Origin of the sequence: Streptomyces sioyaensis (assembly GCF_004122735.1) — a bacterium.
GTDB classification, from domain to species: domain Bacteria; phylum Actinomycetota; class Actinomycetes; order Streptomycetales; family Streptomycetaceae; genus Streptomyces; species Streptomyces sioyaensis.
The window spans coordinates 1-24670 of the sequence record NZ_SDIF01000056.1 but is presented as its reverse complement, the minus strand read 5'-3'; the positions used below and the strand labels follow the sequence as shown (position 1 = coordinate 24670).

Genomic DNA, 24670 nt, shown 5'->3' with positions numbered 1-24670 from the left:
CGGACATGACCACTGTTCAGCAGGCCGCCGCGGCAACGGCGCTGACGCAGAAATGGCAGACCGACCCCCGCTGGGCGGGCGTGGAGCGTACATACTCGGCGGCGGAGGTCGTACGGCTGAGCGGCAGTGTGCGGGAGGAGCACACGCTGGCGCGGCGCGGTGCTGAGCGGCTGTGGCGCCAGCTGCACGAGCGGGACTACATCCACGCGCTGGGCGCGCTGACAGGCGGCCAGGCGGTGCAGCAGGTGAAAGCCGGGCTGCAGGCGATCTACCTCTCCGGCTGGCAGGTCGCGGCGGACGCCAACCAGTCCGGGCACACCTACCCCGACCAGAGCCTGTACCCGGTCAACTCGGTGCCGACCGTGGTGCGCCGGATCAACAACGCGCTGCTGCGGGCGGACCAGATCGCCGCGGCCGAGGGCGGGGAGGACACCACGGACTGGCTGGCGCCGATCGTGGCGGACGCGGAGGCCGGTTTCGGCGGTCCGCTCAACGCCTTCGAGCTGACCAAGGCCATGATCGCGGCGGGCGCCGCGGGCATCCACTACGAGGACCAGCTGGCCTCGGAGAAGAAGTGCGGGCACCTCGGCGGCAAGGTGCTGGTGCCCACCGGCCAGCACATCCGCACGCTCAATGCGGCCCGCCTGGCCTCCGACATCGCCGATGTGCCGACGCTGCTGGTGGCCCGTACGGACGCGCTGGCGGCGAACCTGCTGACCAGCGATGTGGACGAGCGGGACGCCCGGTTCTGCACGGGGGAGCGCACCGCGGAGGGCTTCTACCGGGTCGAGCCGGGGATGGCGCCGGTGATCGCCCGAGGGCTGGCCTACGCCCCGTACGCGGATCTCCTGTGGATGGAGACCGGTACGCCCGACCTCGCCCAGGCCCGGGAGTTCGCCGAGGCCATCCACGCGCAGTACCCGGACCAGATGCTCTCCTACAACTGCTCGCCGTCCTTCAACTGGAAGGCGGCGCTGGACGACGACCAGATCGCCAAGTTCCAGCGGGAGCTGGCCGCGATGGGCTACCGCTTCCAGTTCATCACCCTGGCCGGCTTCCACTCCCTCAACCACGCGATGTTCGACCTCTCCCGTGGCTACGCCGACCAGGGCATGACCGCGTATGTCGACCTCCAGGAGCGGGAGTTCGCCGCCCAGGAGTACGGCTTCACCGCGGTCAAGCACCAGCGCGAGGTCGGCACCGGCTACTTCGACCAGGTCTCCACTGCTGTCAACCCCGCATCCGCCACCACGGCGCTGCGCGGCTCCACCGAGGAAGAGCAGTTCCACTAGACGCTTCCCCTAGGCCCCTCCGCCGGGTCGGCGGCTTCTAAGGGGCGTTGCAACACGTGGTCGTGTTGATCAGCCGCGAGCAGTTTATGCAGGCGCTCGGCTGGGGTTTCCCAGCCGAGCGTTTTGCGTGGACGGCCTGTGAGTTCGGCGGCGACGGCTGCAAGGTGCTTGCGGGTGTGGACTGAAGGGTCGGTGCTTTGGGGAAGTACTGCGCAGCAGGCCGTTGGTGTTCTCGTTGGAGCCGCGCTGCCAGGGACTGGCAGGGGCGCAGAAGTAGACCGGGACGTCGGTGGCAGCGGCCGGCGGCACCACCGGACGAACCGGTGGTGCCGCCTCTCCGGCCGGACGGTCTACGTCCGTTGCGCCAGCGCCTGCCGGTCTTCGAGTTCACCCCGACGATCCGGCCGGCGTCCTCGTTGCTCACATCCTGCTGCATGAGCTTGAAATATGCGGCCCACTCAGCAGAGAGCTTCCTTCCGACTCTCGAAGTCCATCGCATCCCCTGAACTGGGGTGTGGCGACAACCACTAGAACGGAAGGGTGGCAGGACGGGCCCGTGCGCGGGTGGCCGCCGCGCTCCTCCCCCTGGGCGGCGGCACCCGGCTGACGCTCGTTCAGCCGGCGAATAGAACGGTCGTTATGCAGTAGATAGAACGATCCGTATACTCGTTCTTGTGAACGTCCACGGAGTTGAACCACCGCCCCGTCCCTCCGCCCGGAACAGGCTGCTGACCGCGGCCGACGACCTCTTCTACGCCCAGGGCATCGAGACCACCGGGGTCGACGCCCTCATCGAGGCCGCCGATGTCGCGCGGATGACCTTCTACAAGCACTTTCGAGGCAAGGATGCCCTGGTGGTCGCGTATCTGGAGGAGCGGGACGACCGCTGGCGCAAGCTGCTGGACCTCACCTGGGAGGCGGCCGGTGACGACCCGCGCGACCGGCTCCTCGCCGTCTTCGACGCGCTGGGGATCTGCCACTCCGAACGCGGCTTCCGCGGCTGCTCCTTCGCGAACGCCGCAGCCGAACTGGCCCATCGCGATCACCCCGCCCGGACGATCGTGACGGCCCACAAGTCCGAACTCCGCGAGGACATCAGCTCGCTCGTCCACCGAGCCGGCTATGAAAACGCGGCAGACCTGACCGACACCCTCCTCATGCTCTACGAGGGCGCGACCACCACCCAGGCACTGGGGACGGTGGAGGACGCCATCAGCAAGGCCCGCGCAGCCGTGGCGCGGCTTCTGGAGACCTGGCCCCGCCGGGAGGGCGGCAGTTGAGCGGCGACGGAGTCTCCCAGAAACCCCCGCACGGTGGGCAACAGAACGTTCCGTTGAGAAAGGCCGTTTTTTTATGGATCAGGACCAGGTGCAGGACCAGCACCGGGAAAAACAGCGGCTGTCGGCCGCGTGGAAGGTCGGCATCGCGGGGGTGGCAGCCCAGGGCGTGACCTTCGGGTTCGCCCGATACGGATACGGTCTCTTCCTGCCGGAGATACGTAACGAATTCGATCTTTCGGTCTCGCTGGTGGGCCTGATCGGCAGCGCCACCTACATCAGCTATCTCATCGCCCTGCTCATCGTCGGCGTCCTCTCGGCGCGCTTCGGCCCGCGGCCGCTGGTGATCGCGGGCGGTCTCTCCGCCGCGGCCGGCATGCTGCTGGTGGCCTACGCGGAGGGCACCGGCATGCTGGTCGCCGGCCTGGTCATGGCCGGACTCAGCCCGGGCTTCGCCTGGGCGCCGTACTCCGACGCGGTGGACCGCATGGTGCCCGAGCGGCAGCGCGAACGCGTCATGGCGCTGATCCCCAGCGGCACGGCCTTCGCCGTCGTCGTGGCAGGCCCGCTGGCCATCATCGCCAAGGGCCCCGCCTGGCAGTACGCCTGGACCGCGTTCGCCGTGGCCGCGCTGGCCGTGACCCTCTACAACGCCCGCATCCTGCCCGGCGGTCCGCACCGCAGGACCACGGAAGGCTCCGCGCAGCGCGTGAGCCTGCGCTGGTTCGCCCGCGTCCAGGCCGTGCCGCTCTACCTGACGGCGCTGTCCTACGGCCTCATCGGCGCGGTCTACTGGACGTTCGCGGTGGACGCCGTCTCCCAGGACCTCAAGGAGGGCGACCCCACCGGCCCGCTGTTCTGGACGCTGATGGGCCTGGCCGGTACGGCCGGTGTCTTCACCGGTGTTCTCATCGCGCGGCAGGGCCTGCGGCGTACGCAGGTCTATCTGTTCCTCGCCATGGCCGCCGCCATCGCGCTGCTGGGCATCGCGCCGGGCGCGATCCCGGCCGTGGCCGCCTCCGCGGTCCTCTACGGCCCCGCGTTCATGGCCGGTTCGGGCCTGCTCGCGGTCTGGAGCTATCAGGTCTTCCCCGAGCAGCCCTCGACCGGCTTCAGCTCCGCCGTGTTCTTCCTCGGCATCGGAACCATCATCGGCCCGGCGGCCCTTGGGGCCTTCGCCGATCACTACAGCCTCCGGGCGGCGTTCCTGCTCACCGCCGCGATCACCCTGCTGACGCTGCTGGCCAGGCCGAGCCGGCGGCAGAACCGGATCGCCGCCCCCGCGGAGCCGGCCGCCGCGCACGTCCCGGCCGTCGGCGAAGAGGCGCGGATGGGCTGACGGCGAAGCCGGAATGAAGAAAGGGCCCAGGAAATATTCCTGGGCCCTTCAGCAGGTGGGTGAGAATCGAGTTCACGCCACCAGATTGTGCACCTCTCGGCGGGGTACGGACCTCGGCGGCAGCGGGGGAGTCATACCGAGCCTAATGGCGTGCCAGGCATGAATTCCGTAGGCCACATCCTGCAGCGTGTGAAGCACGACCCGGAGAATCGCACGCATGGAGGTCATCTCCCTCTCGTCCGGGAAATCCCCGGCACATCGGCATACTGCTGCCGATCATGCCGATTCATGCCGCTCCGCGACAGTGGCAGCGATGTCAATCTCCGCTAAGATAACGCCATGGTCGGCACAGTGCAGATTGACACAGCGCAGATCAACCCTCCCCGGACCGTTTCCGTTCTGGCGTACGACGGGATGACCGCGTTCGAAACCGGTATCGTCACCGCGGTTTTCGGCGGTTCCTGGCCAGAATTGGATTCTCCTCGGTACGAATTGAAGATCTGCGCGGAGGAACGCGGACCGCTGCGCATGGTCGGCGGCGCCACCCTGCACACCTCGTACGGACTCGACGCGCTCGTCGAGGCCCAGACCGTGATCGTCCCGAGCATCGCCGATGTGACGCGCGAGCCGAGCCCGGAGCTGATCACCGCGCTGCGGCGGGCGCACCAGCAGGGCTCCCGGTGGTGTCGATCTGCTCCGGAGCCTTCGCACTGGCCACCGCCGGCCTGCTGAACGGCCGCCGGGCCACCACCCACTGGCGCTACGCCGACCTGCTGCACCAGCGATATCCGCTGGTCCCCGTCGATTCGGCCCCGCTGTACGTCGACTCACCGAACCGATCACGGTCGACATGCCGGCGCGAGCCGCCGGCATGTCGATCCGTACGTACCTGCTCCACTTCGTGCAGGCCACGGGCAACACCCCCGTGCACTGGCTGATCTCCCAGCGAGTGCAGGGCAGTCCGCCGCTCTTGGAGAAGACCCGCACCCCGATCGAGGAGATCGCGAACGCGGTCGGATTCGACACCGCGGTGACCTACCGGCACCACTTCAACCGCTTCACGCGGACCTCTCGGTCGGCCTACCGCAAAGCGTTCACGCGACGTGATGCACCGTGAACACCTCATGGGAGGAGAGCTTCGCGCGGCCCCCCAGCGCGTCGAGCTCGACGATGGCGGCGATCCCGCCCACCAACGCGCCGCAGCCGGTCACCAGCTGTGCAGCGGCCGTCAGGGTGCCGCCGGTGGCCAGCACGTCATCGACGATCAGCACCCTGGAACCCGCGGGAATTCCCTTGGCCTGGACCTCCAGAGTGTCCTTTCCGTACTCCAGCCCGTAGCCCGCCGAAATTACTTCTCCGGGGAGTTTTCCGGGCTTACGGGCCAAAATTAGGGGTACGTCACTGTGCTGTGCGACGGCGGCACCGATCGGAAATCCACGGGCTTCCAGAGCCAGCACGCAGTCGAACTTTCCCCGGAATGCCCGAGCCATTTCCGCGGCCGTATCGCGCACGATCGCGGCGTCCGCGTAAAAGGGTGCCAGGTCCTGAAACAGAACCCCCTTATTCGGGAAGTCAGGAATCACATCGATTCGGTCGGCAATGCGATCCGGAAGGCCACTTCCGTCTTCCTTCCCCCGCACCAATGTCCGCGTTTCCGTGACGACGGCGGTCACCAGTTCTGACGGTGTCACATCGAAGGCCGGATTGAATACCGGTGTGCCTTCGGGCGCCATACGGCGGCCACCGTGGTGCGTGACTTCCTCGGCGGCGCGCTCTTCGATCTCTATCTCACTTCCGCTGAACGTCCGGGAATCCAGGGTGGATTCGGGGGCCACGACGACGAACGGAATACCTGCCCGCCCGGCGGCGACCGCCAGGGAGTACGTACCAATCTTGTTGGCCACATCGCCGTTGGCCGCGACCCGGTCGGCGCCGACGATCACGCAGTCCACCATCCCGGCGGCAATTGCCGCGGGACCGGCCGAGTCCACGCACAGCCGGTGCGGGATGCCCTCCTCGGCCAGCTCCCAGGCGGTCAGCCGGGCGCCTTGGAGCAGCGGCCGGGTTTCCCCCGCGAGCACCTCGGCCACCTGCCCCGCAGCGGCCAGCTCACGGATCGCGCCGAGGGCGGTGCCCCACGCCACTGTGGCGAGCCGCCCGGTATTGCAGTGCGTAAGGATGCGCAGCGGCCCGGGAGCGCAGCGCGCCCGCAAGAACTCGGCGGCCCTGCGGGCAGCGGCCCGATTGACGGCCTCGTCCTCGCCGAGCAGGGCGAGCGCCTCGGCCAGCACCGCGTCCGCGCCGTCCGCCACCCGTGACAGCGCCCGCCGCACACCCCATTCGAGGTTGACCGCGGTGGGCCGGGCCGAGGCGATCCGCTCGGCGTCCGCCCGCACCCCGGCCTCGTCCAACTCGCCCTCGTGCGCCCGCAGATGGGCCGACAGCGCGATGCCGAGGGCGCCGGCTACGCCGACTGCGGGTGCGCCGCGGATCGCCAGCGCGGCGATCGCGTCGATCAGCTCGTCGATCGTCGTCAGCCGCAAGGGGCGGTGGTCGTCAGGAAGCGCTCGCTGGTCGATCGTAACAATGGCTCCGTCGTCCCACGCTATGGCATGTTCCATTTGAGGAATTCCTTTCCGAGGTGTTCAGCAGGAGCTGAACAGGTCCAGTGACAGTCCTCGCCCCTGCGGGGGCGAAACGTTCAGAATCGGATTGGCCGTGAGTATCGCGGTCTGGAGTTCGCGCAGTTTCGGGGTGGGTTCGATGCCCAGCTCGTCGTTGAGGGTTTCGCGGAGTGCGTGATACGTGTCGAGCGCCTGGGCGGCCCGTCCCGACCGGTAGAGGGCGAGCATGTATTGCGCATGGAAATTCTCGTGCGCCGAGTGCTCCGCTACGAGCCGGCCGAGTTCGGAAACCAGGTCATGGTGCATTCCGAGCCGCAACTCGGCCTCGATGCACTGCTCCAGCAGCGTCAGCCGAAATTCTTCGAGGCCGTTCACCCGGGCCTGCAGAATCGGCCCGGCGTGAATGTCGGAGAGGGCTGTGCCGCGCCACATCGACAGCGCGGAACGCAGTGCGGAACTTACGCCGAGGTCGTCCCCGGCTTTCTGGGCGCGCCGGGATTCCTGTACGTGCCGGTCGAGTTCGTGGAGGTCGAGGCTGCCCGGGGCGACCCGGAGCAGGTGGCCGCGGTGCTGCGTCACGAGCAGCTGCTTGGCCTTCTCCTGTGACCCGACGCTCACCGATCCGGCTAGTGCCCTCCTGATATGCAGCACGCGGGTGTGCAGGCTCTGCACGGCACTGCGCGGGACACGGTTGCCCCACAGCTCCTCCAGGCAGGTGGCGAGCGATACGGGCTCATTGCTGTGCAGGACGAACAGTGCCAGTAATTGCCGGGTCTTGGGGGCGGAGGGGAGATAAGATTTCCCGCCGTCCCGCATAGCGAATGAGCCGAGTACGCTGAATTCCATGAAATCTCCATGTGGGGGGCGGTAGCCAGTGGCCGATCTCACTCAAAAAGAACCCGCCGGAACGTTTGCGTTCCATGGCGGGCGGTAAGTCGCGTGGGCTTATTTAGTACGGCGCGGGTAGGCACGTTCAGAGAATAGGTGCATTGCAGACGCGCTGGTCAAGCGTTACGCATTGACGCTTGCTCCTTTGCGTCACCACTCAAATGCGGAAATTTCCGCTCCGCCAATCAGGGCGTGGTTGAGTCATGAATTACTGCTGACGCACCTCACGACGCGTGGACAGGGGTGGTGAGAACAGGCCTCACCTGTGGCCCTCGCCTCGCGCAGCGCACGCGGCACCCCGCCCGGAGCGACCCAGGTCCCGCCACCGGCCCATGCGCGCATACGGCCAGGAGATTGCCTCGTTGGCATATATGCGTTGGCTGGTTTTACCCACTGGCCGGGCAAGCAGCCCTGCCCACCCGCCCGGCACTCCTGACACAGATTCATCCGCCGTTCCCCAACGTCAATCGCCCAGCCGTCAGACCTTCCACCCGTTCCACCGGTCGGCGAGCTCCGCGAACGGCAATGTCTGCGAAGGGAGTTGCTCGACGGCGAGCAGCAGGGCCAGGCATGTGCTGCGTGCCGGGCCCGCGGTTGGCCTTCGCCGCGGGCGCGCCGGTCGTGGGAGAGCAGGCCCCTCTGCGCGCTGGGCCCTGGGGCGATCGGAGCCGGTCGGCGACGTGATCCCAGAGAAGATCACGCAGCCACCGCTGTGACACCGTCACTCCAGCCCCATCCGCAACGAAATCGGTAAACAGCACCGAGCGGCATCAGCGAGGGACATGCCCGCGTAGCGGTGCCCCCGTCTTCGCGGCGCAGTCGCGGCGGCCGCGGTCGCCGTACTCCGCCTGGCAGCGGTGCTGACGGAATCCGCTGTCACTGGAACTTGAGGGAGCCCGCACCGTCGCGGTGGGGCTCCGACTCGCCCGGCTTCAGGGAGAACTTGGCGCCGGAGTAGTAGGCGTGCTGGTAGAAGGTGGCTGTGTGCTTGCCGGTGTTCTTGGCGGAGCCGATGCGGTCAAGGCCGTGCCGGCAGATTTGGCACGCTGCAGGTGAGGGACGCGGTTCCGCCGCCACGTCACGGCACGGGGACTGGACGACGCCGCTGAGGTAGGGGGCTACCGGCCGAGACCGGCCGCCTCGGTACGTGAACCGGCTTTCCGCGTACGGAAACCGGCCGTCTGGGCAGGCGAACCGGCTGTCCGGGTCCACGAACCGTCGGCCCGGGTCCGCGAACCGAGCACCCAAATATGCTTGTCCGTCGTTCCGGTCCGGCACTACCGTGCCGCAGTGGATCTCTTCTCACGCTCTTGGACGGCGTTGCGCACGGCGGTCGCCGACATCCCGGACGAGGACTTCGAGCGGCCGTCCGGTTGTACCGGCTGGCTCGTGCGGGACCTGGTGTGCCACCTGGTCATCGACGCCCAGGACGTCTTGATCACCCTGGTCACGCCCGCCGAAACCGAACCGACCGTGGACGCGGTCACCTACTGGGAGCTCGTCGAACCCCCGACGGGCGAGGACCCCCTCGATGCGCTGATTCCGCGGCTCGCCGCCGCATACGGCGAGCCGCGGTGGCTCAAGTTCCACCTCGACGACGTCGGTTCCGCCGCGGGCCGCGCCGCCGAACTCGCCGATCCCGCCGTCCGCGTCAGCACCCGCGACGAGGTGCTGACCGCCGGTGACTACCTGTCCGCGTACGTGCTCGAATGGACCTTGCACCACCTCGACCTGATCGCGCATCTGCCGTCGGCCGCCGAGCCGCCCGCCGAGACCCTCGCGGCGGCACGTGCGTCGCTGGAGAAGATCGCCGGGACCCCGTTTCCCGCCTCGCTCTCCGACGCGGACGCGCTGCTGGTCGGCACCGGACGTCGCACGCCGACCGAGGAGGAGAAGGACGCGCTGGGCGATGTTGCCGCGAAGCTCCCGCTCATCCTCGGCTGAGAGTCGCGAAGGTGGTACGTCGTGAAAGGACGACGAGTCACGTGTGGGGTTCCGTCGCGCTGGGAGCGCACCTGCCACGATGAGTGCCCATGAATGATCAAGAAATCCCTGCCGCCCAAGCTCTGCGCCTGGTCACCACCCTCTTCCCCCGTGCGCTGGGCGCCATGCTGGGCGGCTCGGCTGCCCAGGGGCGGGCCACCCCGATGAGCGATCTCGACGTGGCCGTCCTCTTGCCGGACTCGGACACCAGCCGTCGTGAGGTGATACGCCACGAGGGCCGCCTGGCCGAGCTGTTCCTCAACACCCTCGCGGACGTGCCGGAATTCTTCGAGTGGGACAGAGCCCGCCGTCGTGGCACGGTCCTGTTCATCTATGACCAGGGGCTTCCCTTGATGGACCCCCATGGCCATCTGTCCCGTACGTGCGAACGGGCCCGAGCCGTGCTCGCGGCCGGGCCACCCCCGCTCACCCCAGCGGAACGGGAACGGTCCCGCTATGGACTCACCTGCTTCATGGACGACTTGGTCGACACCGCGCCGACCCATCGGTACGAACAGCTCGCCCTCGCCGACTCCACTCTGCGCGAGGCGACGCACCTTCTCACGGCCTACCACAACGCCTGGACGGGCATCGGCAAGTGGCTGCCCCGCAGGCTGCTGAGCGCAGACCCGGTACGGGGCAAGGCCCTGTTGGACGGCCATCAGGCGGTGGCCGAACGCGCCGACCCCGCCCCGTTGGCGGCCGCTGCCGAGCAGGTGCTCGACCTGCTGGGCGGCCCGCTGCGGGAAGGCTACGCACACCCATGGCGCACCTGATTCGCCAACGGAGGCTTCCAGTGTCCTCGGCTGTGACTGAACCTTCTACGCCAGTTCCGGCGGGTGCTCGCGCCGGACGGCCACCTCTTGCTCGCCTTCTTCGAGTCGGAAGGTGAGCCCGTTGCGGCGTTCGACCACAAAGTGGCGACGGCCTACCGGTGGCCGATCGACGACCTCGTGGGGCTGGCCGGCGAAGCGGGATTCGTCGAAGTCGGCCGGATGCTGCGTGAGCCGCGCGAGGGGGAACGGTTCCGCCGGGGTCACCTGCTGATGCGCAGAGGGAGGTAAGTCGGAGATCACGCCACCCAACTCACCGGGGCAGCATGGGATTTGTGGCCGGGAACAGGGCGAGTGCGGCGCGCTTGTCGAACACCGATCCTTATGCTGACGACATGATCGATGTACCTCTTTCAGCGCTGGAAGTCGCGATGGTCCAAACGGGCACACGTGCCGTGGAGACCCTGCGTGACACCGCCGCCTTCGCGCAGGGACTGGAACGGCTGGGCTACCACCGGGTCTGGTACGCCGAGCATCACCACTCGCCCGCCATCGGGGCGTTTCCACCGGTCGTGCTGATCGCGCACGCTGCCGCCTCGACCGCGGCCATCCGTCTCGGTTCGGGCGGTGTACTGGCACCCAACCACGCCCCCCTCATGCTGGCGGAGCAGTTCGGAACGCTGGCCGGACTGCACGGGGGCCGCATCGATCTGGGTATCGGCCGTGGTCCGGGCACCTTCGACGAGGCCACCGCACGGGCACTGCGCCGAGGGGCCGGACCGACGACGGACGCGGAATACGACGGGGACGTGGCCGCGATCCTGTCCTTCCTGGTCGACGAAGTCGCCCTCGACCCGCTGCCGGAGCCGTGGCTGTTGTCGTCCAGCACCGCGGGTGCCGCTCTCGCCGCACGACGTGGCCTGCCGATCGCCCTCGCACACCACATCCGGCCGGACAACACCCTTGCGGCGGTGGAGCGTTACCGGGCCGACTTCACCCCGTCCCGTTGGTGCGAGCGACCTCGGGTGCTGGTGTGTGTGGAGGCGGTGTGTGCCGAGACGGAAGAAGAAGCCGCGTGGCGGGTCGGGCCGATGGACGTCGTCAAAGCCGGGCTCCTCAAAGGCCTGAGTGAGATCCCGTTCCCCACCCCCGCGGCCGCGGCCGCCCACCCGTTCACGGCCGAGGAGCGACGGGCGCTGGCCGGGTTCCGTGCACAGCAAGCCGTCGGGACACCCGAGACCGTCGTCCGACGGCTTGCGCAACTGGCCGGCGAGACCGGAGCGGACGAACTCATGCTGACCACACCCGTCTACGACCTCGGCGACCGCATTCGCTCCTACGAGCTCATCAAGAAGTATTCCGAGGTGGCGATGGTGTCGTAGCAGCCTTGCCGGGGGTAGGGCCGCGGTGGCGGGCCGGGCCGGGCCGAGCCGGTGCTGGGCCGGGGCGGCAGCAAGCCATCACGCGCTACCGGCCCACCTGGTTACCGGCCCGCCTGGTTACCGCCCGCAGGCCGTAGCCGGTACCGGGAGTGGAGCCGGGGTCCCGCCGTTCAGTTCGGTCAGGGACTCGTCCAAGGCCTCGATGAGGTAGTCCTCCTGATAGGCCGTCAGCAGGGGATGGCAGGGGAGGTTGAGGTGCTGCTCGAACCAGCTGCGTTCGGCGACCGGGCACTCACCGCGCAGATGGCCCCGGTGGCGCCATTGCGGCAGCAGATGCTGGGGAAAGTAGCGGAGCTGGATCTCCACGCCCCTGCGGTCCAGGCTCAGTACGAGCCGGTCGCGCAGTTCCTGGTGGTCGGTGAAGCAGCTGTAGAGGTGGTAGGAGTGTGCGCTGTGCGCGGGCGTCGACTGCGGGGTCATGAAGGGGTAGCGGGCGAGTACCTCGTCCAGCCGGCCGGCGAGCGCGCGCCGTCGGGCGGTGGTGGCCGGGAGCCGGGTGAGCTGGGCCTGGCCGAGGGCCGCGACCATGTCCGGCATCGTCGCGGCGCCGCCGGGCCGCCGTGCGGGTCCGCGCTGGAGCGGGACGGTGTGCGGGGTCCACAGTGCGGGGTTCGGCGCCGCCGTGTGGTCCGGCCGCAGGTGCGCGCTGCGCGCGTCGGTGTCCTCGGCGCGCAGCCGGTGCAGACGCTCGGCCCAGTCGTCCCGGTCGCAGGTGATCACACCGCCCTTGCCGAGCAGTCTGGTGTTCCGGGAATTGCGGAGGCTGAAGGTGGCGATGTCCGCCAGTGACCCGGCGCTGCGTCCGCGGTAGCGGGTGCCCAGCGCATGGGCGCAGTCCTCCAGCACCAGAAAGCCGTGGCGGCGTGCCAGCGCCATGATCGTGTCCATCTCGGCGGGGCAGCCGCCGTAGTGCACCAGCAGCAGGGCCTTGGTGCGCGGGGTGATCAGCGACTCCAGCACGGCCGGGTCGAGGGTGAGGGTGGTGGGGTCGATATCGCAGAACCGGACCCGTACGTCGTAGTCGAACAGCGGCTGGACGGTGGCCTGATGGGTCTGCGGGGTGGCGATCACCTCGTCGCCGGGGGTCAGTCCGAGCATCCGGACGGCCAGTTGCAGGGCGACCGTTCCGCTGGTCACCGAAATGGCATGCCTGCTGCCCACTGACTCGGCGAAGGAGCGCTCGAACCGTTCCCGTCGCACGCCCGTCGGCAGCGGGGTGCTCTCGTGGATGAGCTCGGCCAGTACGGCTGCCTCGGTGTCGGCGGGCAGCACGCCCCGCTTTCCCCAGGGCACGACGTAACTCTTGTCCAGCATCAGGTCCCCCCAGATGGTCGCCGGCGCACCGGTGGGTGCTCTACCCATGAGAGTGCAGGAGCGGGGGCGGGGTGAAGAGCAGACGGTGGTCAGCAAGGTCAGTTCGGTCAGTTTCGCCGTCCGTGGACGGGCCGGACCGCACCGGGCCGGACCAACACCGCACCGGGCCGCACCCCACCGCGCCGCACCCCACCGCGCCGGACCCCACCGCACCCGCCCGGACCACACCGGACCAGTCCGTCCGCGTGGGCCAACAGACCTGAATTTCAGTGAACTTCGAGGCCGATCGCTGTGCCGTGCCCGAGGATGGCGCGCGCGGAGGCGTCCGGAGCGGCTGCCTGACGGGGCGCTTCATGCGACAGGGCGTCGCCGTCGTACGGACGGGATGCGGACCGAAGCGCGAGGTGGCGACCGGTGACCGAACTCAACGCGGCAATACTCTTCGCAGATCTCTCCCTGATCCTTGTGATGGCCCGGGTGGCCGGCCGGATCGCTCACCGGCTCGGCCAGCCGGCCGTCATCGGTGAGATCGTCGGGGGACTCTTACTGGGCCCCACGCTGTTCCACGGGGCGCTCGCGCACGCCCTGTTCCCCGTGGACATCCGGCCTTATCTGAGTGCGCTGGCCAATCTCGGACTGGTGCTCTTCATGTTCGTGGTGGGGTGCGAGGTCGACTTCGGCAGGCTCCGGGGCTGCGGGCGGATCGCCGTCGGAACCGTCCTCGGCTCCGCCGCCGTGCCGTTCGCCCTCGGCGCGCGAGGACGGCGTCTTCGTCGTCGTCAGCCGGTGGCGTGACGTGGCCGCCTTCCGCACCTGGGAGGCCGGCGCCGCGCACCGCGACAGCACCTCGCCGCTGCGCCCGTTCCGGGACCACGACGGAGGCCGCCCGTTCGAGATCTTCCGTGTCACCGCGGCCTACTGACCGCCGCGGACCTCCCGGAGCGGCCGTGCGGCCGTGCCGCGCCGTGGCCCGTGCCCTGCTGAACATGCTGGTCGTACTGGGGCACTCCACCGCATGGCTGGTGGGGCGCCGCCGCCCCCGCCGCCCGAGGAGGAGCCGGAGCCCGGCGATCCGCGGGCCGGGTGACCCGTCCGGAACACGCGGCGGGCCCGCGTGTTCCGGACGACGCGCCCCGGGGCGGGCCGGTGGGTCAGTCCTCGTCCTCGCGGCCGGCACCGCGAAACGAGCTCTCCGCGAGGGCGATCTTCCGCTTCACCGGAGGCAGGTGGTTCATCGTGCGCATCGCGGTCCGCATCCCCGTGCGGGCCAGGTTGCCGATCAGGTCACCCTTGTGCATGACGGAGTGACCGTCCATCTGCGCACGGGACTTGATGACGGCGTCCCAGGCGTACGACGTCATGGTGGTCTCGTACTGGCCCACCGCATCGAGGAGGGACAGCTCTCCGCCGCTCGCGGCGACCAGCTTGCGGGTGAGCAGCCGGGCGTCCCGCAGCGCGGTGTTGGCGCCCACCCCGCGGCCCGGCGTCATGGTGTGGATGGCGTCCCCGATCAGCGTGACGGAGCTGGGCTTCCACGGGTCGATCGGCTCGGACGTCCGGATCACCAGCGGGAAGCTGCTGTCCGGGTCCCCGAGCGAGAAGATCCGCCGGAAGTCGGGGTGCCACGACGCGGTCTTCTCCTTCACCAGCTGCTGGATCCGGGCGCCGCGCATCTGCGTGACGTCCTTCGCCAGCCACTTCTCCGACGCGGCGAAGCCCCACATGATGTAGTCACGGCTGTTGTCGTAGAGCATCCCGGGCCAGGCGCGCAGCGCCTCCGCGTCGGTGCTGCCGATGCCCTCCTTCGGCTTGCCGTCCTCGTCCCACTTGAAGCGCATCACGTGCAGGATGCACATGAACCCCTTGGGGCCGTGCACCATGGTGACGCCCTCCATCACCTCCTTGGGCAGCAGCGCCCGGGTCTCGTCGGTGAGCGGTGTCTTGCCGGTGATGCCGATCAGCCCGGTGTCGACCAGCTTGGCGTGCGGCAGATACTGCTGGCGGACGGGCGAGTTGGCCCCCTCGGCGCCCACGAGGAGATCGCCGGTCGCCGAGTCGCCGTCCGCGAAGAACGCGGTGACCCGTCCGTCGGCGGCCTGCTCGTAGTGGGTGAAGCGCTTGTCGAAGTGGACGACGTCCTCCAGCCCCGTCAGCAGGACCTGACGCAGCGTCATGCGGCTCACCGACTCGTCGGCGTCGTCCTCCGACGGCTGGTCCTCCGGCTTCAGCACCTCGGGTCCGGCGGAGAAGAGGAACTTCTTCTCGTGCGTCATCTGGTTGCCGTAGACGGGGCGCCGGGCGCAGGTGGTGAGGAAGGTGTCGTACAGCTCCGGTGACAGGTTGGCCCGCAGCGCCCGCTTGCCGTCGGCGTCGATGCCGACCCGGTAGCCCTGCAGACCGTCGCGGCGGGTGCGGTCGCGCTCGTACACCGCGACGCTGACGCCCGCCCGCTTGAGGCCCTGCGCGAGGCAGAGCCCGCCCGTGCCGGCGCCGATGATGATGACATGCAAAGGTGAACCGGGCATTGTGGTCTCCCATTTCGTCATGGTGAGGGCGCGTCGGCGCCATGGTCGGTACCCCGCCCAGGGCGTGAACGTCCTAGCGGGGGGCTCCCTGGCGGTCGTGGGCGGCCGCCATCGCGGCGAGCCACTCCTTGGTCCAGGTGATGCGCCCGGATCGCAGGTCGGCTATGACCGATTCCACCCAGTCCAGCTCCGCGGCGGTCGTGGCCCGCATGCACTCCATCTCCAGGGTGAACAGCCTGCCCCATTCGCCCGACGCCGCGATCTGCGTGTCGAGCCGGGCCAGTTCGGTGGCGAGGTTCGCCTGCCGCTTCTCCAGTTGTTCGGCCACCTCGCCGGGTTCCAGGAGGGGGACGAACGCCATGGCGGCCAGGAACTCGGGGTATTCGCGGGTCGGAGCCGCCAGCGCGTCGAGCATCCAGTCGCGCCACACGGCGCGGCCCTCGTCGGTGAGCGCGTAGAGCGTCCGCTCGGGGCGGTTGTGCTCGCGGCTGCTCTCCCGCACCTCGATCAGGGCCTTGCGGTGCAGGCGGTCGATGGTGCGATAGAGGCTGGCCCGCTGCCCCACGTTGACCACTTCGCCCTTGCCGCGGTCCTTCATCAACCGCTGCATCTTGTAGGGGTGCATGCCGGGCTGCTGCTGGTGGTCCACCTCGGCCAGCAGGGAGAGCACCGCCAGAGCCAACGTTGAGCGCCTGTAGGTCATAGTAGCCAGGTTACTAGTCGGAGAGCGACTAATTGGCCGTCGCGCGGTACGCACACACGTGTGGCCGGTGGGCATGCCCACCGGCCACACGTGAAGGACTCCGGACGCCGTCCCGCTCAGGGGGACGGCGCCCCCGTGCCGTACCGCGTACGGTCCGCCCCGGTTACACCCCGGGCCCCTGGTACGCCCCCATGTTCGGGTGCGCGGCGGGGACGCGGTTGCCGAAGAAGTCGCGCGCCGCGTCCTGGGGCAGGCGTACGCCGCTGCCCAGCGCCGGCGAGGACTTCTTCAGCCGGTACCCGTCGGCGTCGTCGACGGACGTCTCGGATCCGGGCTTGACCAACTTCGGGTCACCCAGCACCCGTTACGCGTCGGCGGGAACCGTCGAGATGTTCTGGCTGTTGTCGTGGCTGACGTTGTACTGGTACAGGTCGCCGACGTCCGCGCCGGGCCGGCCGAGGTGCCGTCCTTCGCGTCGTTCCCCGCGGAGCAGTCGACGTAGTAGGTGGTCCCGCCCGCTTTCTGCTCGGATGCGGTGGCATCGGTCGGTGCGGCGCCGGTTGACGTCCCGGCCTGTCGTCGAAGTTCTCTAACTCCCCGCCGCCGGCGGCGGTCCCGTGCTGCCGCGGGGGACGAGTTCGGTCGGCAGCACGATGTGGCGCTCCTGGGCGCCGTCGGAGTTCTCGATCACCGACCGGGTGAGGCGTACGGCGGTGCGGCCGAGTTCCACGGCGGGTTGGGCCAGCGTCGTCAGGCCCAGCACTTCCGCCATGACGTGGTCGTCGAAGCCCATGACCGACACCTGCGCCGGTACCGGGACGTTGGCCGCGCGCAGGGCCGCCAGCAGCCGGAACGCGAAGTCGTCGGTCTCGGCGAACAGCGCGGTCGGCGGGTCCTGGAGGCTCATCAGCCGTCCCACGGCCGTGGCCATTCCGCCGCCCTTCCAGTCGGGCACGCTCATCACCAGCGAGGGGTCGTGCTCCAGTCCGGCGTCGTCGAGCGCGCGCAGATGTCCGGCGAGCCGGTTCTTGCTGCTCCAGGCGAAGCCGGTCTCGTCGAAGGTCTGGAGGAAGGCGATCCGCCGGTGCCCGAGGTTGATCAGATGGCGGGTGCCGCGCAGGGCGGCGTCCTCGTCGTCCACGTAGACACTGGGGCGCCCCGGTGCGTGCTGGCTGACGAAGATCAGGGGCATCCCTAGATCGTCCAGCCGGGCGCGTTCGGCGGGGGTGAGCGCGAAGCTCACCACGAGGAGGGCGTCGGCATTACGGCGGGCGGGCAGCCGGTCGAAGAAATCGGCCCGTTCGTGCACATCGGTCACGCTGTAGACGAGCAGGTCCAGGCCCGCCTCGCGCAGCGCGGGCGCCATCCCGGACAGCGCCGAACTCAGAAACCACGAAGCCAGGTTGGGCATGAGGACGGCGACCCGGCCGGTGCGGCCGGTGACGAGGCTGGAGGCGCTGCGGGTGATCGCGAAGGAGAGCTCGCGGGCTGCCGCTTCGACGCGGGCGCGGGTCGTGTCCGAGACGGTGGACAGGCCGCGCAGCGTGCGCGACACCGTGGACACCGAGACCCCCGCCCGATGGGCCACGTCGGCCATCGTGGCCTCGCTCCGAGCTGAGGACATGCCGGGACGCTAGCACAAAATGGCGATGACAGCGTTGCCAAGTGATTCCTCCACGAAATCTGCTGTTCACGACCCGTTGACCTGACGACAAGGCCACTTCTAGCCTGCAAGCGCTGTCATCGGTGACAGCCAAGACGTGAGGAGCACTCATGGCCTTGAGCCGCAGAACCCTGCTCGCGGGCGGTCTCGCCGTCGGAGCCGGGCTCACCAGCGGTTGCGCGGGCAAGTCCTTGGACACCCTGTTGACCCAGGCTGCCCACGTCCCGCGTACCCCGGCCACTCTCACCTGGTGGGTGTCCGAAATCCCTTCCCGGGGCGGTCCCGTGGTGGCCGACCTGATCATTCGTGCGTTCCAACGCCGTCATCCGCAGATCCGTGTCCGCAAGTCGAACGCCCTGAGTACCACCGACGCCAACCGGGCCGCGGTCACCACCCAGCTCGCGGGCGCCTCGCCCACCCCCGACGTCTATCTCGGCGACACCATCTGGCCGGCCCAGTTCGGGGCCAACTCCCTTGCCCTGCCGTTGCAGAAGCTGCTGCCGAAGGACTTCTGGGAGGGGTACCCGCCGGCGCTGCGCCGGGTCAGCGAGTACCGCGGTGCCGTCTATGCGCTGCCCTTCTTCACCGACAGCGCCTTCCTCTTCTACCGCAAGGACCTGCTGGCCAAGCACGGCCTGCCGGTGCCCCGCACCTGGGAGGAGCTGCTGCGCACCTCCCGCAGGATCCAGCGGGCCGGTGACGCCGCCTACGGCTTCCTCTGGCAGGGGAACGTCTCGGAGTCGCTGACCTGCAACGTCACCGAGTTCCTGGCCGACGCCGACGCCCCCGTACTGGATCACTCGGGCGGTGTGGCGCTGAACGGGCCGGGCGCGGAGCGGGCCTTCGCGCTGATGCGGGAGTTCACCGAGACCGGCGTCACCCCCGCTACGGTCACCACCTACGTCGAGGCGGACTCGCAGGACGCCTTCACCGGCGGCCGCGGGGTCTTCCTGCGCAACTGGTCCTACGCCTGGGCCAATGCGGCCGACCGCTCGGTCTCCAAGATCGCGGGCCGGGTCGGCGTCGCACCCCGGCCAGGTTTCGCCGGCGGCGGCCCGCCCGGGGTGAGCTGCGCCGGCGGCTGGAGCAACTTCGTCAATCCCAACTCCCACAACCTCGGGGCCGCGGTCGCCTTCGCCCGCTTCTGCGCCGGCGAGGAGGCACAGATGATCCTGCTGAAGAACGCCGGGGTGATTCCGGCGCTGCAAGAGGTACTCACCAGACCCGAGGCCCGCAAGATCGGCGACCCCACGCTCACCATGGCGCACACACTGCGGCTGGTCGCCCGGCCGGTGCAGACCCCGTACTACTCCCAGGTCAGCAAGGCGCTCTACACCCAGGCCAACGCGGTGACCGGCGGCCGGACCTCGCCGGACGGGGCCGTGCGCGCGGCCCGCGCCGACATCCGCACCGCGCTGGAAGGCAGGGCGCTGTGAATGCCGTGACCTCCTCCGCGACCGTGTCGCGGGAGCCGGCCCCCGAGCCGGCCGGCCCGCGGAACGAACCGGGCCCGCACCGTGGCGGTCCGGCCCGTGCGAGCCGGCGCCGACGGGCGCGCACCGGCTGGCTCTTCGCCTCGCCGGCGCTGCTCACCATCGGTGCCGTGACGGTCTTCCCGGTGCTCTTCTCGGTCCTGCTGAGCTTCGCCGATGTCCGCCTGGAATACGGCGGGTTCAGTTTCCGCTCCCTGACGGGCGACCATTACGCCGCCGTGCTGAGCAGCCCGGAATGGCGGCAGGCGCTCGCCTTCACCTTCGGCTTCACCGTCGTCACCGTCGTGCTGGAGCTGGTGCTGGGCACCGCGGCCGCGCTCGTACTGGACCGGCTGGGCGCCGCCCGCGGCTGGGTCCTCGCCGTGCTGCTGCTGCCCTGGGCACTGATCAATGTGGTCGCCGCCCAGCTGTGGGGATATCTCTTCAACGGCACCTACGGCGGGCTGACCTGGTTCTTCGAGCAGCTGCTCGGCCACCAGCCGGACATTCTCGGGCAGCCCGCCTCCGCCATGGGAGCCATGGTGGTGGTCGACGTATGGAAAACCACGCCCTTTGTCGCCATTGTCGTCCTCGCCGGGCTGATGCTGATTCCCGACGACGTCTACGAGGCGGCAGAGATCGACGGGGCCGGTGCCTGGACCACGTTCTGGAAGGTGACGCTGCCGCAGCTGCGCCCGATCATGGCCATCGCCGTGCTCTTCCGCATCCTCCAGGCCTTCGGCATCTTCGACCTCCCCTTCGTGCTGACCCAGGGCGGTCCCGGCACCGCCACCCAGTCGCTGGCGATCCTGGGCTACAAAACGCTCTTCCAGAATCTCGAAATCGGCCGGGGCGCGGCGGTGGCGACCAGCACCGCCGTGATCGTGATCGGCTGTTGTCTGCTCTTCCTGCGGCTCTTCAAGGCGCAGGCCGACGAAGGGGGGCGGGGATGAGCCGCCGCGCACCGGCGTCCGGCATCCGCCGGTACCTCAACGTCGTCAACCTCGGCGGTCTGGCGATCGTCGTGCTGTCGACGCTGCCGCTGTACTGGATGCTCGCGTCGTCCTTCAAGGGCCCGGGGGAGATCAGCGCCGCCCCGCCGACCCTGGCCCCCACGTCGCCGACGCTCGGCAACTACGCGGAGGCCTTCGTCCGCAACGGCATCGGCCGGTATCTGCTCAACAGCGTGCTGGTGGCCTCGGTGTCGACGGCCGTCGTGCTGGGCCTGTCCTTCTTCGCCGGGTACGCCCTGGCCCGCACCCCGCTGCGGGGCCGCGGTCCGCTGATGACCGTTCTGCTGATGCTGTCGGTCTTCCCGCCGATCGCGCTGGTCGTCCCGCTGTTCCTGCTGGAGCGGCAGGTGGGGCTGCTCAACAGCTACGCCGGCCTGATCGTGCCGTACGTCGCGCTCAACCTGCCGTTCGCCATCTGGATCATGCGCAACTATCTGGTCGGCATCCCCCACGAACTGGAGGAGGCGGCCACCGTCGACGGCGCGGGGCCGCTGCGCATCGTCCTGACCGTCATCGCCCCGCTCGCCCGGCCGGGCCTGTTCACCGCGGGCATCTTCACCTTCACCGCGACCTGGGCGGAGTTCCTGCTGGCGCTGACCTTCAACAGCGAGGACGGCCACCGCACCGTTCCGGTCGGCATCGCCCTGTTCACCAGCCAGTACACGGTCCCCTACGGGACGCTCTTCGCGGGGGCGGTGGCGGCCACCCTTCCGATCGGCGTGCTGGTCCTGATCTTCCGCCGCTCGATCGTCTCGGGCATGACGTCAGGGGCGGTCAAGGGGTGACTCCTTCGCCCCGGGGCCGGCACCGGTGCCGGCCCCACACCGCCCCCAACGCCCGGCGCCGCACCGCGCCGTACCCCGCCACACGTCCGCAACCGCAACCGCACACCGCACCGAAAGGTATGTATCCACGTGACCGCACCGCACCTCGGCTCCGACAGCAACACCACCGACTGGTGGCGGCAGGCCGTCGTCTACCAGGTGTATCCGCGCAGTTTCGCCGACTCCGACGGCGACGGTCTCGGTGATCTCCCCGGCGTGACCTCCCGGCTGCCCTACCTCGCCGATCTGGGCGTGGACGCCGTCTGGCTGAGCCCCTTCTACCCCTCACAGCTGGCCGACGGCGGCTACGACGTCGCCGACTACCGCGACGTGGACCCCCGTCTGGGCACCCTCGACGACTTCGACGCCCTGGTGGCGACCGCCCACCGCCTCGGCATCAAGGTGATGGTGGACATCGTGCCCAACCACTCCTCCGACCAGCACGTCTGGTTCCAGGAGGCGTTGCGTGCCGCGCCCGGCTCCGCCGCCCGGGAGCGCTACGTCTTCCGCGAGGGGCGGGGCGAGCGGGGGGCGGAGCCGCCCACCGACTGGGTCTCCTGCTTCGGCGGCCCGGCCTGGACCCGGCTGCCCGACGGCTGGTGGTACCTCCACCTCTTCGCCCCCGAGCAGCCCGACTTCAACTGGGACAACCCCGAGGTCCGCGCCGACTTCCGGCAGACCCTGCGCTTCTGGTCCGACCGCGGCGTCGACGGCTTCCGGGTCGATGTGGCCCACGGTCTCGCCAAGGACCTGGCCGCGCCGCTGCGCGACATCGGAGGCGTGGAGAGCTACCGGCCGGAGGACCTGCCCGAGGACGGCAGCCACCCCTTCTGGGACCGGGACGAGGTCCATGACGTCTTCCGCGAGTGGCGCAAGGTGTTCAACGAGTACGACCCGCCCCGTATCGCGGTCGCCGAGGCCTGGGTGCGCAACTCCCGCCGCACCGCCTACGCCACCCCCCAGGAGCTGGGGCAGGCCTTCAACTTCGACTTCCTGAAGGCGAAGCTGGACGCGCCGCAGCTGCGCGCCTCCATCGACACCGCGCTCGCCGACGCCCGGGCCGCCGGCGCGACGGCCACCTGGGTGCTCTCCAACCACGACGTGATCCGGCACGCCTCGCGCTACGGCCTCCCGGACGGCCGCGACGAGGAGGCCTGGCTGCTCTCCGACGGCCAGGAGCCGCCGCTGGAACGGGACTTCGGGCTGCGCCGGGCGCTGGCCGCGACCCTGCTGATGCTGGCGCTGCCCGGTTCGAGCTACCTCTACCAGGGCGAGGAACTGGGGCTTCCCGAGGTCGCCGACCTGACCCGGGACAGCCTCCAGGACCCGGTGTGGACCCGCAGCGCGGGCCGGCTGAAGGGGCGCGACGGCTGCCGGGTGCCCCTGCCGTGGCGGCGCGAGGGCAGCTCGTACGGGTTCGGCAGCGGCGGTTCGTGGCTGCCGCAGCCCACGGGCTGGGGCGAGTGGTCCGTCGAGGCACAGCAGGGCGTGGCCTCCTCGCCCTTGGAGCTGTACCGCGCGGCGCTGGCCACCCGCCGCCGGCTGGTCGCCGACGAGGCGCTGGAATGGGCCGACGACGCGCCGACCGCCGCCCCGGACATACTCCACTTCCGCCGCTCGGGCGGCTGGGAGTGCGTGGCCAACCTGTCGGACGAGGCCCGCCCGTTGCCGGCCGGCGAGCTGCTGCTGTCCTCCGCACCGGTCACCGGCGGCCACCTGCCGCCGTGGACCACGGTCTGGCTGCGCACCACGGCCGGCTGACCGGCACACCGGGCGGGACCGGTCAGGCGATCAGCGCCGGCCGGTCCGCACCGGCCCGGTCCGCGACCGCGACCGCGTCGTCGTACCGCCGGAGCAGCAGCCGGGCCAGCTCGGGCGCGGCCCCCAGGACCGGCGCCAGGACATCGGCACCGGCCTCGCGGGCCCCGGCGGCGATGCGGTCGGGCAGGAAGCCGGGGGCGATGACGTACGGGGCGACGGCCACCCGGTCGACACCCTCGGCGCGCAGCTCCCGCACGGCATCGGCCGTGCGGGGAAGAGATGCGGAGGCGAACGCAGGTCGCACGGCGCACCAACCAGCGGTGCGTCGCCACTCCCGCGCGGTTTCAGCGATCACTGCGATCGCCTCCGGGTCGGAGGAGCCCGCCGCGGCCAGGACGACCCCGGTCGAACGGCGGTCGCCGGGCCGCAGCCCGGCCTGTGCCAGCCGCCGCTCCAGCGCGGCGGTCAGCAGGGCGGACGGGCCGAGCACTTCGGCCTGGTGGACGGCCAGCCGGGGCAGCCGGGCGGCGGCTTCCTGAAGTACCGCCGGGATGTCGGACTTCGCGTGGAAGGCGCGGGTCAGCAGGAGCGGCAGCGCCACCACGTCCCGTACGCCCCCGGAAGCCTGCCCCGCGCGCCGTCCCGCTGTCCCGTCCGCCAGCCGCTCCAGCACCCGCGGTACCCGGGGCGCATGGAAGTCGAGATAGCCGACCTCGACGCGCAGCCCGGGCCGCAGCGCCCGTACCCGTGCGCAGAGCGCGGAGACGGTCGCCGCGTGCCGCGGGTCGCGGCTGCCGTGGGCGATGACGAGAAGCGTGGGGCGGACGTCCATGGGGTCAGCTCTTGACGAGGAGGCCGCGGCTGCGCAGCACCCGGCGCTCGATCGGGGCGAAGATCAGCAGCTCGATGCCGATGCCGACGATCAGGATCAGCAGGATCGCGGCGAGCACCCAGGACATGTCCTGGAGTTCCCGGCCCTGTTCCAGCAGCTGACCCAGGCCGGTGCCCAGATCGGGCGCGTTGACGATGAGTTCGGCGGCCATCAGGGAGCGCCAGGAGAACGCCCAGCCCTGCTTGAGTCCGGCGATGTAGCCGGGCAGTGCGGCCGGCAGCAGCACGTGCCGTACCCCGGTGAGACCGGTCGCGCCGATGGTTCGGCCGGCCCGCAGATAGAGCGGGGATATCTGGTCGACGCCCGCCACCAGGCCGTTGGCGATGGACGGGACCGCACCGAGCAGCACCACCGCGTAGATGGTGGCGTCGCTCAGCCCGAACCAGATGATCGCGGCCGGCACCCAGGCCACCGAGGGCAGCGACTGCAGACCGCTCAGGATCGGCCCGATCGCGGCCCGTACGGCCTTGACCCGGGCGACGATCAGGCCGAGTACCGTCCCGATGGCCACCGAGGTCACGAAGCCCAGGGCGCCACGCGAGACGCTGGTCCACACGAAGCTCAGCAGGGTGCCCTCCAGCCACTTCTGCCGGAGGGAGTCGAAGACGTCCAGGGGGCTGGGCAGCAGGTAGTGCGGCTTCAGCTCGACGTGGTAGGCGAGCTGCCACAGGCCGAGCACGATGACGATGGCCAGGAGGGGCGGCAGAGCCTTGGCGGCGGCGGCCCGCAGCCACGGCTGCCGGGCGACGACCCGGGATTCGAGGGCGTCGAGCCCGGCCTCCAGACCGGCGAGGTCACCGGCGTCGTTGGTGGCGTCGGTGGCGTCGGTGGCGTCGGTGGCGTCGGTGGCGTCGGTGGCGTCGGTGGCGTCGGTGGCGTCGGTGG

The 24670-nt window shown here is 69.9% G+C and carries 25 protein-coding genes and 2 pseudogenes; 16 read left to right on the top strand and 11 right to left on the bottom strand.

The window, feature by feature from the left end; translation table 11 throughout:
• Positions 1–5 precede the first annotated feature (5 nt).
• Positions 6–1292 (top strand): isocitrate lyase, encoded by a 1287-nt coding sequence (gene aceA / locus EST54_RS19765; RefSeq protein ID WP_129248961.1) that lies wholly within the window; start codon positions 6–8, stop codon positions 1290–1292.
• Here aceA and EST54_RS19760 read toward each other — a convergent pair.
• Positions 1289–1586, bottom strand: a pseudogene (locus EST54_RS19760) (transposase); the annotation flags it as partial. The gene aceA and the pseudogene EST54_RS19760 sit on opposite strands and share 4 nt — an antisense overlap.
• 380 nt (positions 1587–1966) lie before the next feature.
• On the opposite strand from EST54_RS19760, the gene EST54_RS19755 reads away from it, so the two are divergent.
• The 5 genes from EST54_RS19755 to EST54_RS35070 all read left to right on the top strand — a co-directional run bounded on the left by EST54_RS19755 (position 1967) and on the right by EST54_RS35070 (position 5025).
• Complete coding sequence (locus EST54_RS19755) at positions 1967–2572, top strand: TetR/AcrR family transcriptional regulator (protein ID WP_129248960.1); 606 nt, start codon at positions 1967–1969, stop codon at positions 2570–2572.
• Positions 2573–2645: 73 nt separating this feature from the next.
• Positions 2646–3908 carry an MFS transporter gene (locus EST54_RS19750; protein WP_174857470.1) on the top strand — a complete coding sequence of 421 codons (1263 nt, stop codon included), beginning with the start codon at positions 2646–2648 and terminating at the stop codon, positions 3906–3908.
• 351 nt (positions 3909–4259) lie between these two features.
• On the top strand, positions 4260–4640 hold the full coding sequence (locus EST54_RS35080; protein ID WP_217371192.1) for a hypothetical protein: 381 nt from the start codon (positions 4260–4262) through the stop codon (positions 4638–4640).
• A complete protein-coding gene (locus tag EST54_RS36230) occupies positions 4589–4846 on the top strand; it encodes a DJ-1/PfpI family protein (protein ID WP_372448163.1) in 258 nt (85 codons plus the stop codon). The genes EST54_RS35080 and EST54_RS36230 overlap by 52 nt, the downstream gene beginning before the upstream one ends.
• On the top strand, positions 4759–5025 hold the full coding sequence (locus EST54_RS35070; protein ID WP_217371190.1) for a helix-turn-helix domain-containing protein: 267 nt from the start codon (positions 4759–4761) through the stop codon (positions 5023–5025). Before EST54_RS36230 ends, EST54_RS35070 begins: the two co-directional genes overlap by 88 nt.
• On the opposite strand, the gene mtnA is transcribed toward EST54_RS35070, so the two are convergent.
• The 3 genes from mtnA to EST54_RS19730 all read right to left on the bottom strand — a co-directional run bounded on the left by mtnA (position 5003) and on the right by EST54_RS19730 (position 8497).
• Positions 5003–6529, bottom strand: a complete 1527-nt coding sequence (gene mtnA, locus EST54_RS35065; protein ID WP_161989310.1) for an S-methyl-5-thioribose-1-phosphate isomerase — start codon at positions 6527–6529, stop codon at positions 5003–5005. The two genes, EST54_RS35070 and mtnA, sit on opposite strands and share 23 nt — an antisense overlap.
• A gap of 24 nt (positions 6530–6553) precedes the next feature.
• Positions 6554–7378, bottom strand: a complete 825-nt coding sequence (locus tag EST54_RS19735; RefSeq protein ID WP_129248959.1) for an AfsR/SARP family transcriptional regulator — start codon at positions 7376–7378, stop codon at positions 6554–6556.
• 918 nt (positions 7379–8296) lie between these two features.
• The gene (locus EST54_RS19730) at positions 8297–8497 is read right to left on the bottom strand and encodes a hypothetical protein (RefSeq protein WP_129248958.1); all 201 of its coding nucleotides are present in this window, start codon (positions 8495–8497) and stop codon (positions 8297–8299) included.
• 213 nt (positions 8498–8710) lie between these two features.
• Between EST54_RS19730 and EST54_RS19725 the strand changes: the two genes are divergently transcribed.
• From EST54_RS19725 to EST54_RS19710, 4 genes and pseudogenes are all read left to right on the top strand, one after another.
• Positions 8711–9364, top strand: coding sequence for a maleylpyruvate isomerase N-terminal domain-containing protein (locus EST54_RS19725; RefSeq protein ID WP_129248957.1), 654 nt, complete (start codon positions 8711–8713; stop codon positions 9362–9364).
• 89 nt (positions 9365–9453) lie between these two features.
• Positions 9454–10179 carry a nucleotidyltransferase domain-containing protein gene (locus EST54_RS19720; protein WP_129248956.1) on the top strand — a complete coding sequence of 242 codons (726 nt, stop codon included), beginning with the start codon at positions 9454–9456 and terminating at the stop codon, positions 10177–10179.
• Positions 10180–10230: 51 nt separating this feature from the next.
• A pseudogene (locus EST54_RS35545) lies at positions 10231–10467 on the top strand (SAM-dependent methyltransferase); the annotation flags it as partial.
• Positions 10468–10571: 104 nt separating this feature from the next.
• On the top strand, positions 10572–11558 hold the full coding sequence (locus EST54_RS19710) for an MsnO8 family LLM class oxidoreductase (RefSeq protein ID WP_129248955.1): 987 nt from the start codon (positions 10572–10574) through the stop codon (positions 11556–11558).
• 117 nt (positions 11559–11675) lie between these two features.
• Here the strand turns inward: EST54_RS19710 and EST54_RS19705 are convergent, their stop codons facing one another.
• Positions 11676–12932, bottom strand: coding sequence for a DegT/DnrJ/EryC1/StrS family aminotransferase (locus EST54_RS19705; protein ID WP_129248982.1), 1257 nt, complete (start codon positions 12930–12932; stop codon positions 11676–11678).
• 414 nt (positions 12933–13346) lie between these two features.
• Here EST54_RS19705 and EST54_RS19700 point away from each other — a divergent pair, with 414 nt between their 5' ends.
• Together EST54_RS19700 and EST54_RS35925 are read left to right on the top strand one after the other, a co-directional pair.
• Positions 13347–13727 (top strand): cation:proton antiporter domain-containing protein, encoded by a 381-nt coding sequence (locus EST54_RS19700; protein WP_244942565.1) that lies wholly within the window; start codon positions 13347–13349, stop codon positions 13725–13727.
• Between the two features lies 1 nt (position 13728).
• Positions 13729–13854 carry a hypothetical protein gene (locus EST54_RS35925; protein ID WP_275416024.1) on the top strand — a complete coding sequence of 42 codons (126 nt, stop codon included), beginning with the start codon at positions 13729–13731 and terminating at the stop codon, positions 13852–13854.
• 229 nt (positions 13855–14083) lie between these two features.
• Here the strand turns inward: EST54_RS35925 and EST54_RS19690 are convergent, their stop codons facing one another.
• From EST54_RS19690 to EST54_RS19675, 4 genes are all read right to left on the bottom strand, one after another.
• Positions 14084–15457 (bottom strand): FAD-dependent oxidoreductase, encoded by a 1374-nt coding sequence (locus EST54_RS19690; RefSeq protein WP_129248954.1) that lies wholly within the window; start codon positions 15455–15457, stop codon positions 14084–14086.
• A 73-nt stretch (positions 15458–15530) separates the two neighbouring features.
• Positions 15531–16160: a PadR family transcriptional regulator gene (locus EST54_RS19685; RefSeq protein ID WP_167511574.1), complete on the bottom strand. Its 630-nt coding sequence runs from the start codon at positions 16158–16160 to the stop codon at positions 15531–15533.
• Positions 16161–16323: 163 nt separating this feature from the next.
• On the bottom strand, positions 16324–16521 hold the full coding sequence (locus EST54_RS19680) for a hypothetical protein (protein WP_129248953.1): 198 nt from the start codon (positions 16519–16521) through the stop codon (positions 16324–16326).
• Between the two features lie 228 nt (positions 16522–16749).
• A complete protein-coding gene (locus EST54_RS19675) occupies positions 16750–17784 on the bottom strand; it encodes a LacI family DNA-binding transcriptional regulator (protein WP_239012671.1) in 1035 nt (344 codons plus the stop codon).
• A gap of 149 nt (positions 17785–17933) precedes the next feature.
• On the opposite strand from EST54_RS19675, the gene EST54_RS19670 reads away from it, so the two are divergent.
• The 4 genes from EST54_RS19670 (at position 17934) to EST54_RS19655 (ending at position 22893) form a co-directional block, all read left to right on the top strand.
• Positions 17934–19259: an extracellular solute-binding protein gene (locus tag EST54_RS19670; RefSeq protein ID WP_129248952.1), complete on the top strand. Its 1326-nt coding sequence runs from the start codon at positions 17934–17936 to the stop codon at positions 19257–19259.
• Positions 19256–20248 (top strand): carbohydrate ABC transporter permease, encoded by a 993-nt coding sequence (locus EST54_RS19665; RefSeq protein WP_174857468.1) that lies wholly within the window; start codon positions 19256–19258, stop codon positions 20246–20248. Before EST54_RS19670 ends, EST54_RS19665 begins: the two co-directional genes overlap by 4 nt.
• A complete protein-coding gene (locus EST54_RS19660; RefSeq protein ID WP_129248951.1) occupies positions 20245–21093 on the top strand; it encodes a carbohydrate ABC transporter permease in 849 nt (282 codons plus the stop codon). The genes EST54_RS19665 and EST54_RS19660 overlap by 4 nt, the downstream gene beginning before the upstream one ends.
• 129 nt (positions 21094–21222) lie before the next feature.
• Positions 21223–22893 carry a glycoside hydrolase family 13 protein gene (locus tag EST54_RS19655; protein ID WP_129248950.1) on the top strand — a complete coding sequence of 557 codons (1671 nt, stop codon included), beginning with the start codon at positions 21223–21225 and terminating at the stop codon, positions 22891–22893.
• Between the two features lie 22 nt (positions 22894–22915).
• On the opposite strand, the gene EST54_RS19650 is transcribed toward EST54_RS19655, so the two are convergent.
• Both EST54_RS19650 and EST54_RS19645 read right to left on the bottom strand, forming a co-directional pair.
• Positions 22916–23725 carry a sirohydrochlorin chelatase gene (locus EST54_RS19650; protein ID WP_129248949.1) on the bottom strand — a complete coding sequence of 270 codons (810 nt, stop codon included), beginning with the start codon at positions 23723–23725 and terminating at the stop codon, positions 22916–22918.
• Between the two features lie 4 nt (positions 23726–23729).
• Positions 23730–24569: an ABC transporter permease gene (locus EST54_RS19645; RefSeq protein ID WP_129248978.1), complete on the bottom strand. Its 840-nt coding sequence runs from the start codon at positions 24567–24569 to the stop codon at positions 23730–23732.
• Positions 24570–24670 lie beyond the last annotated feature (101 nt).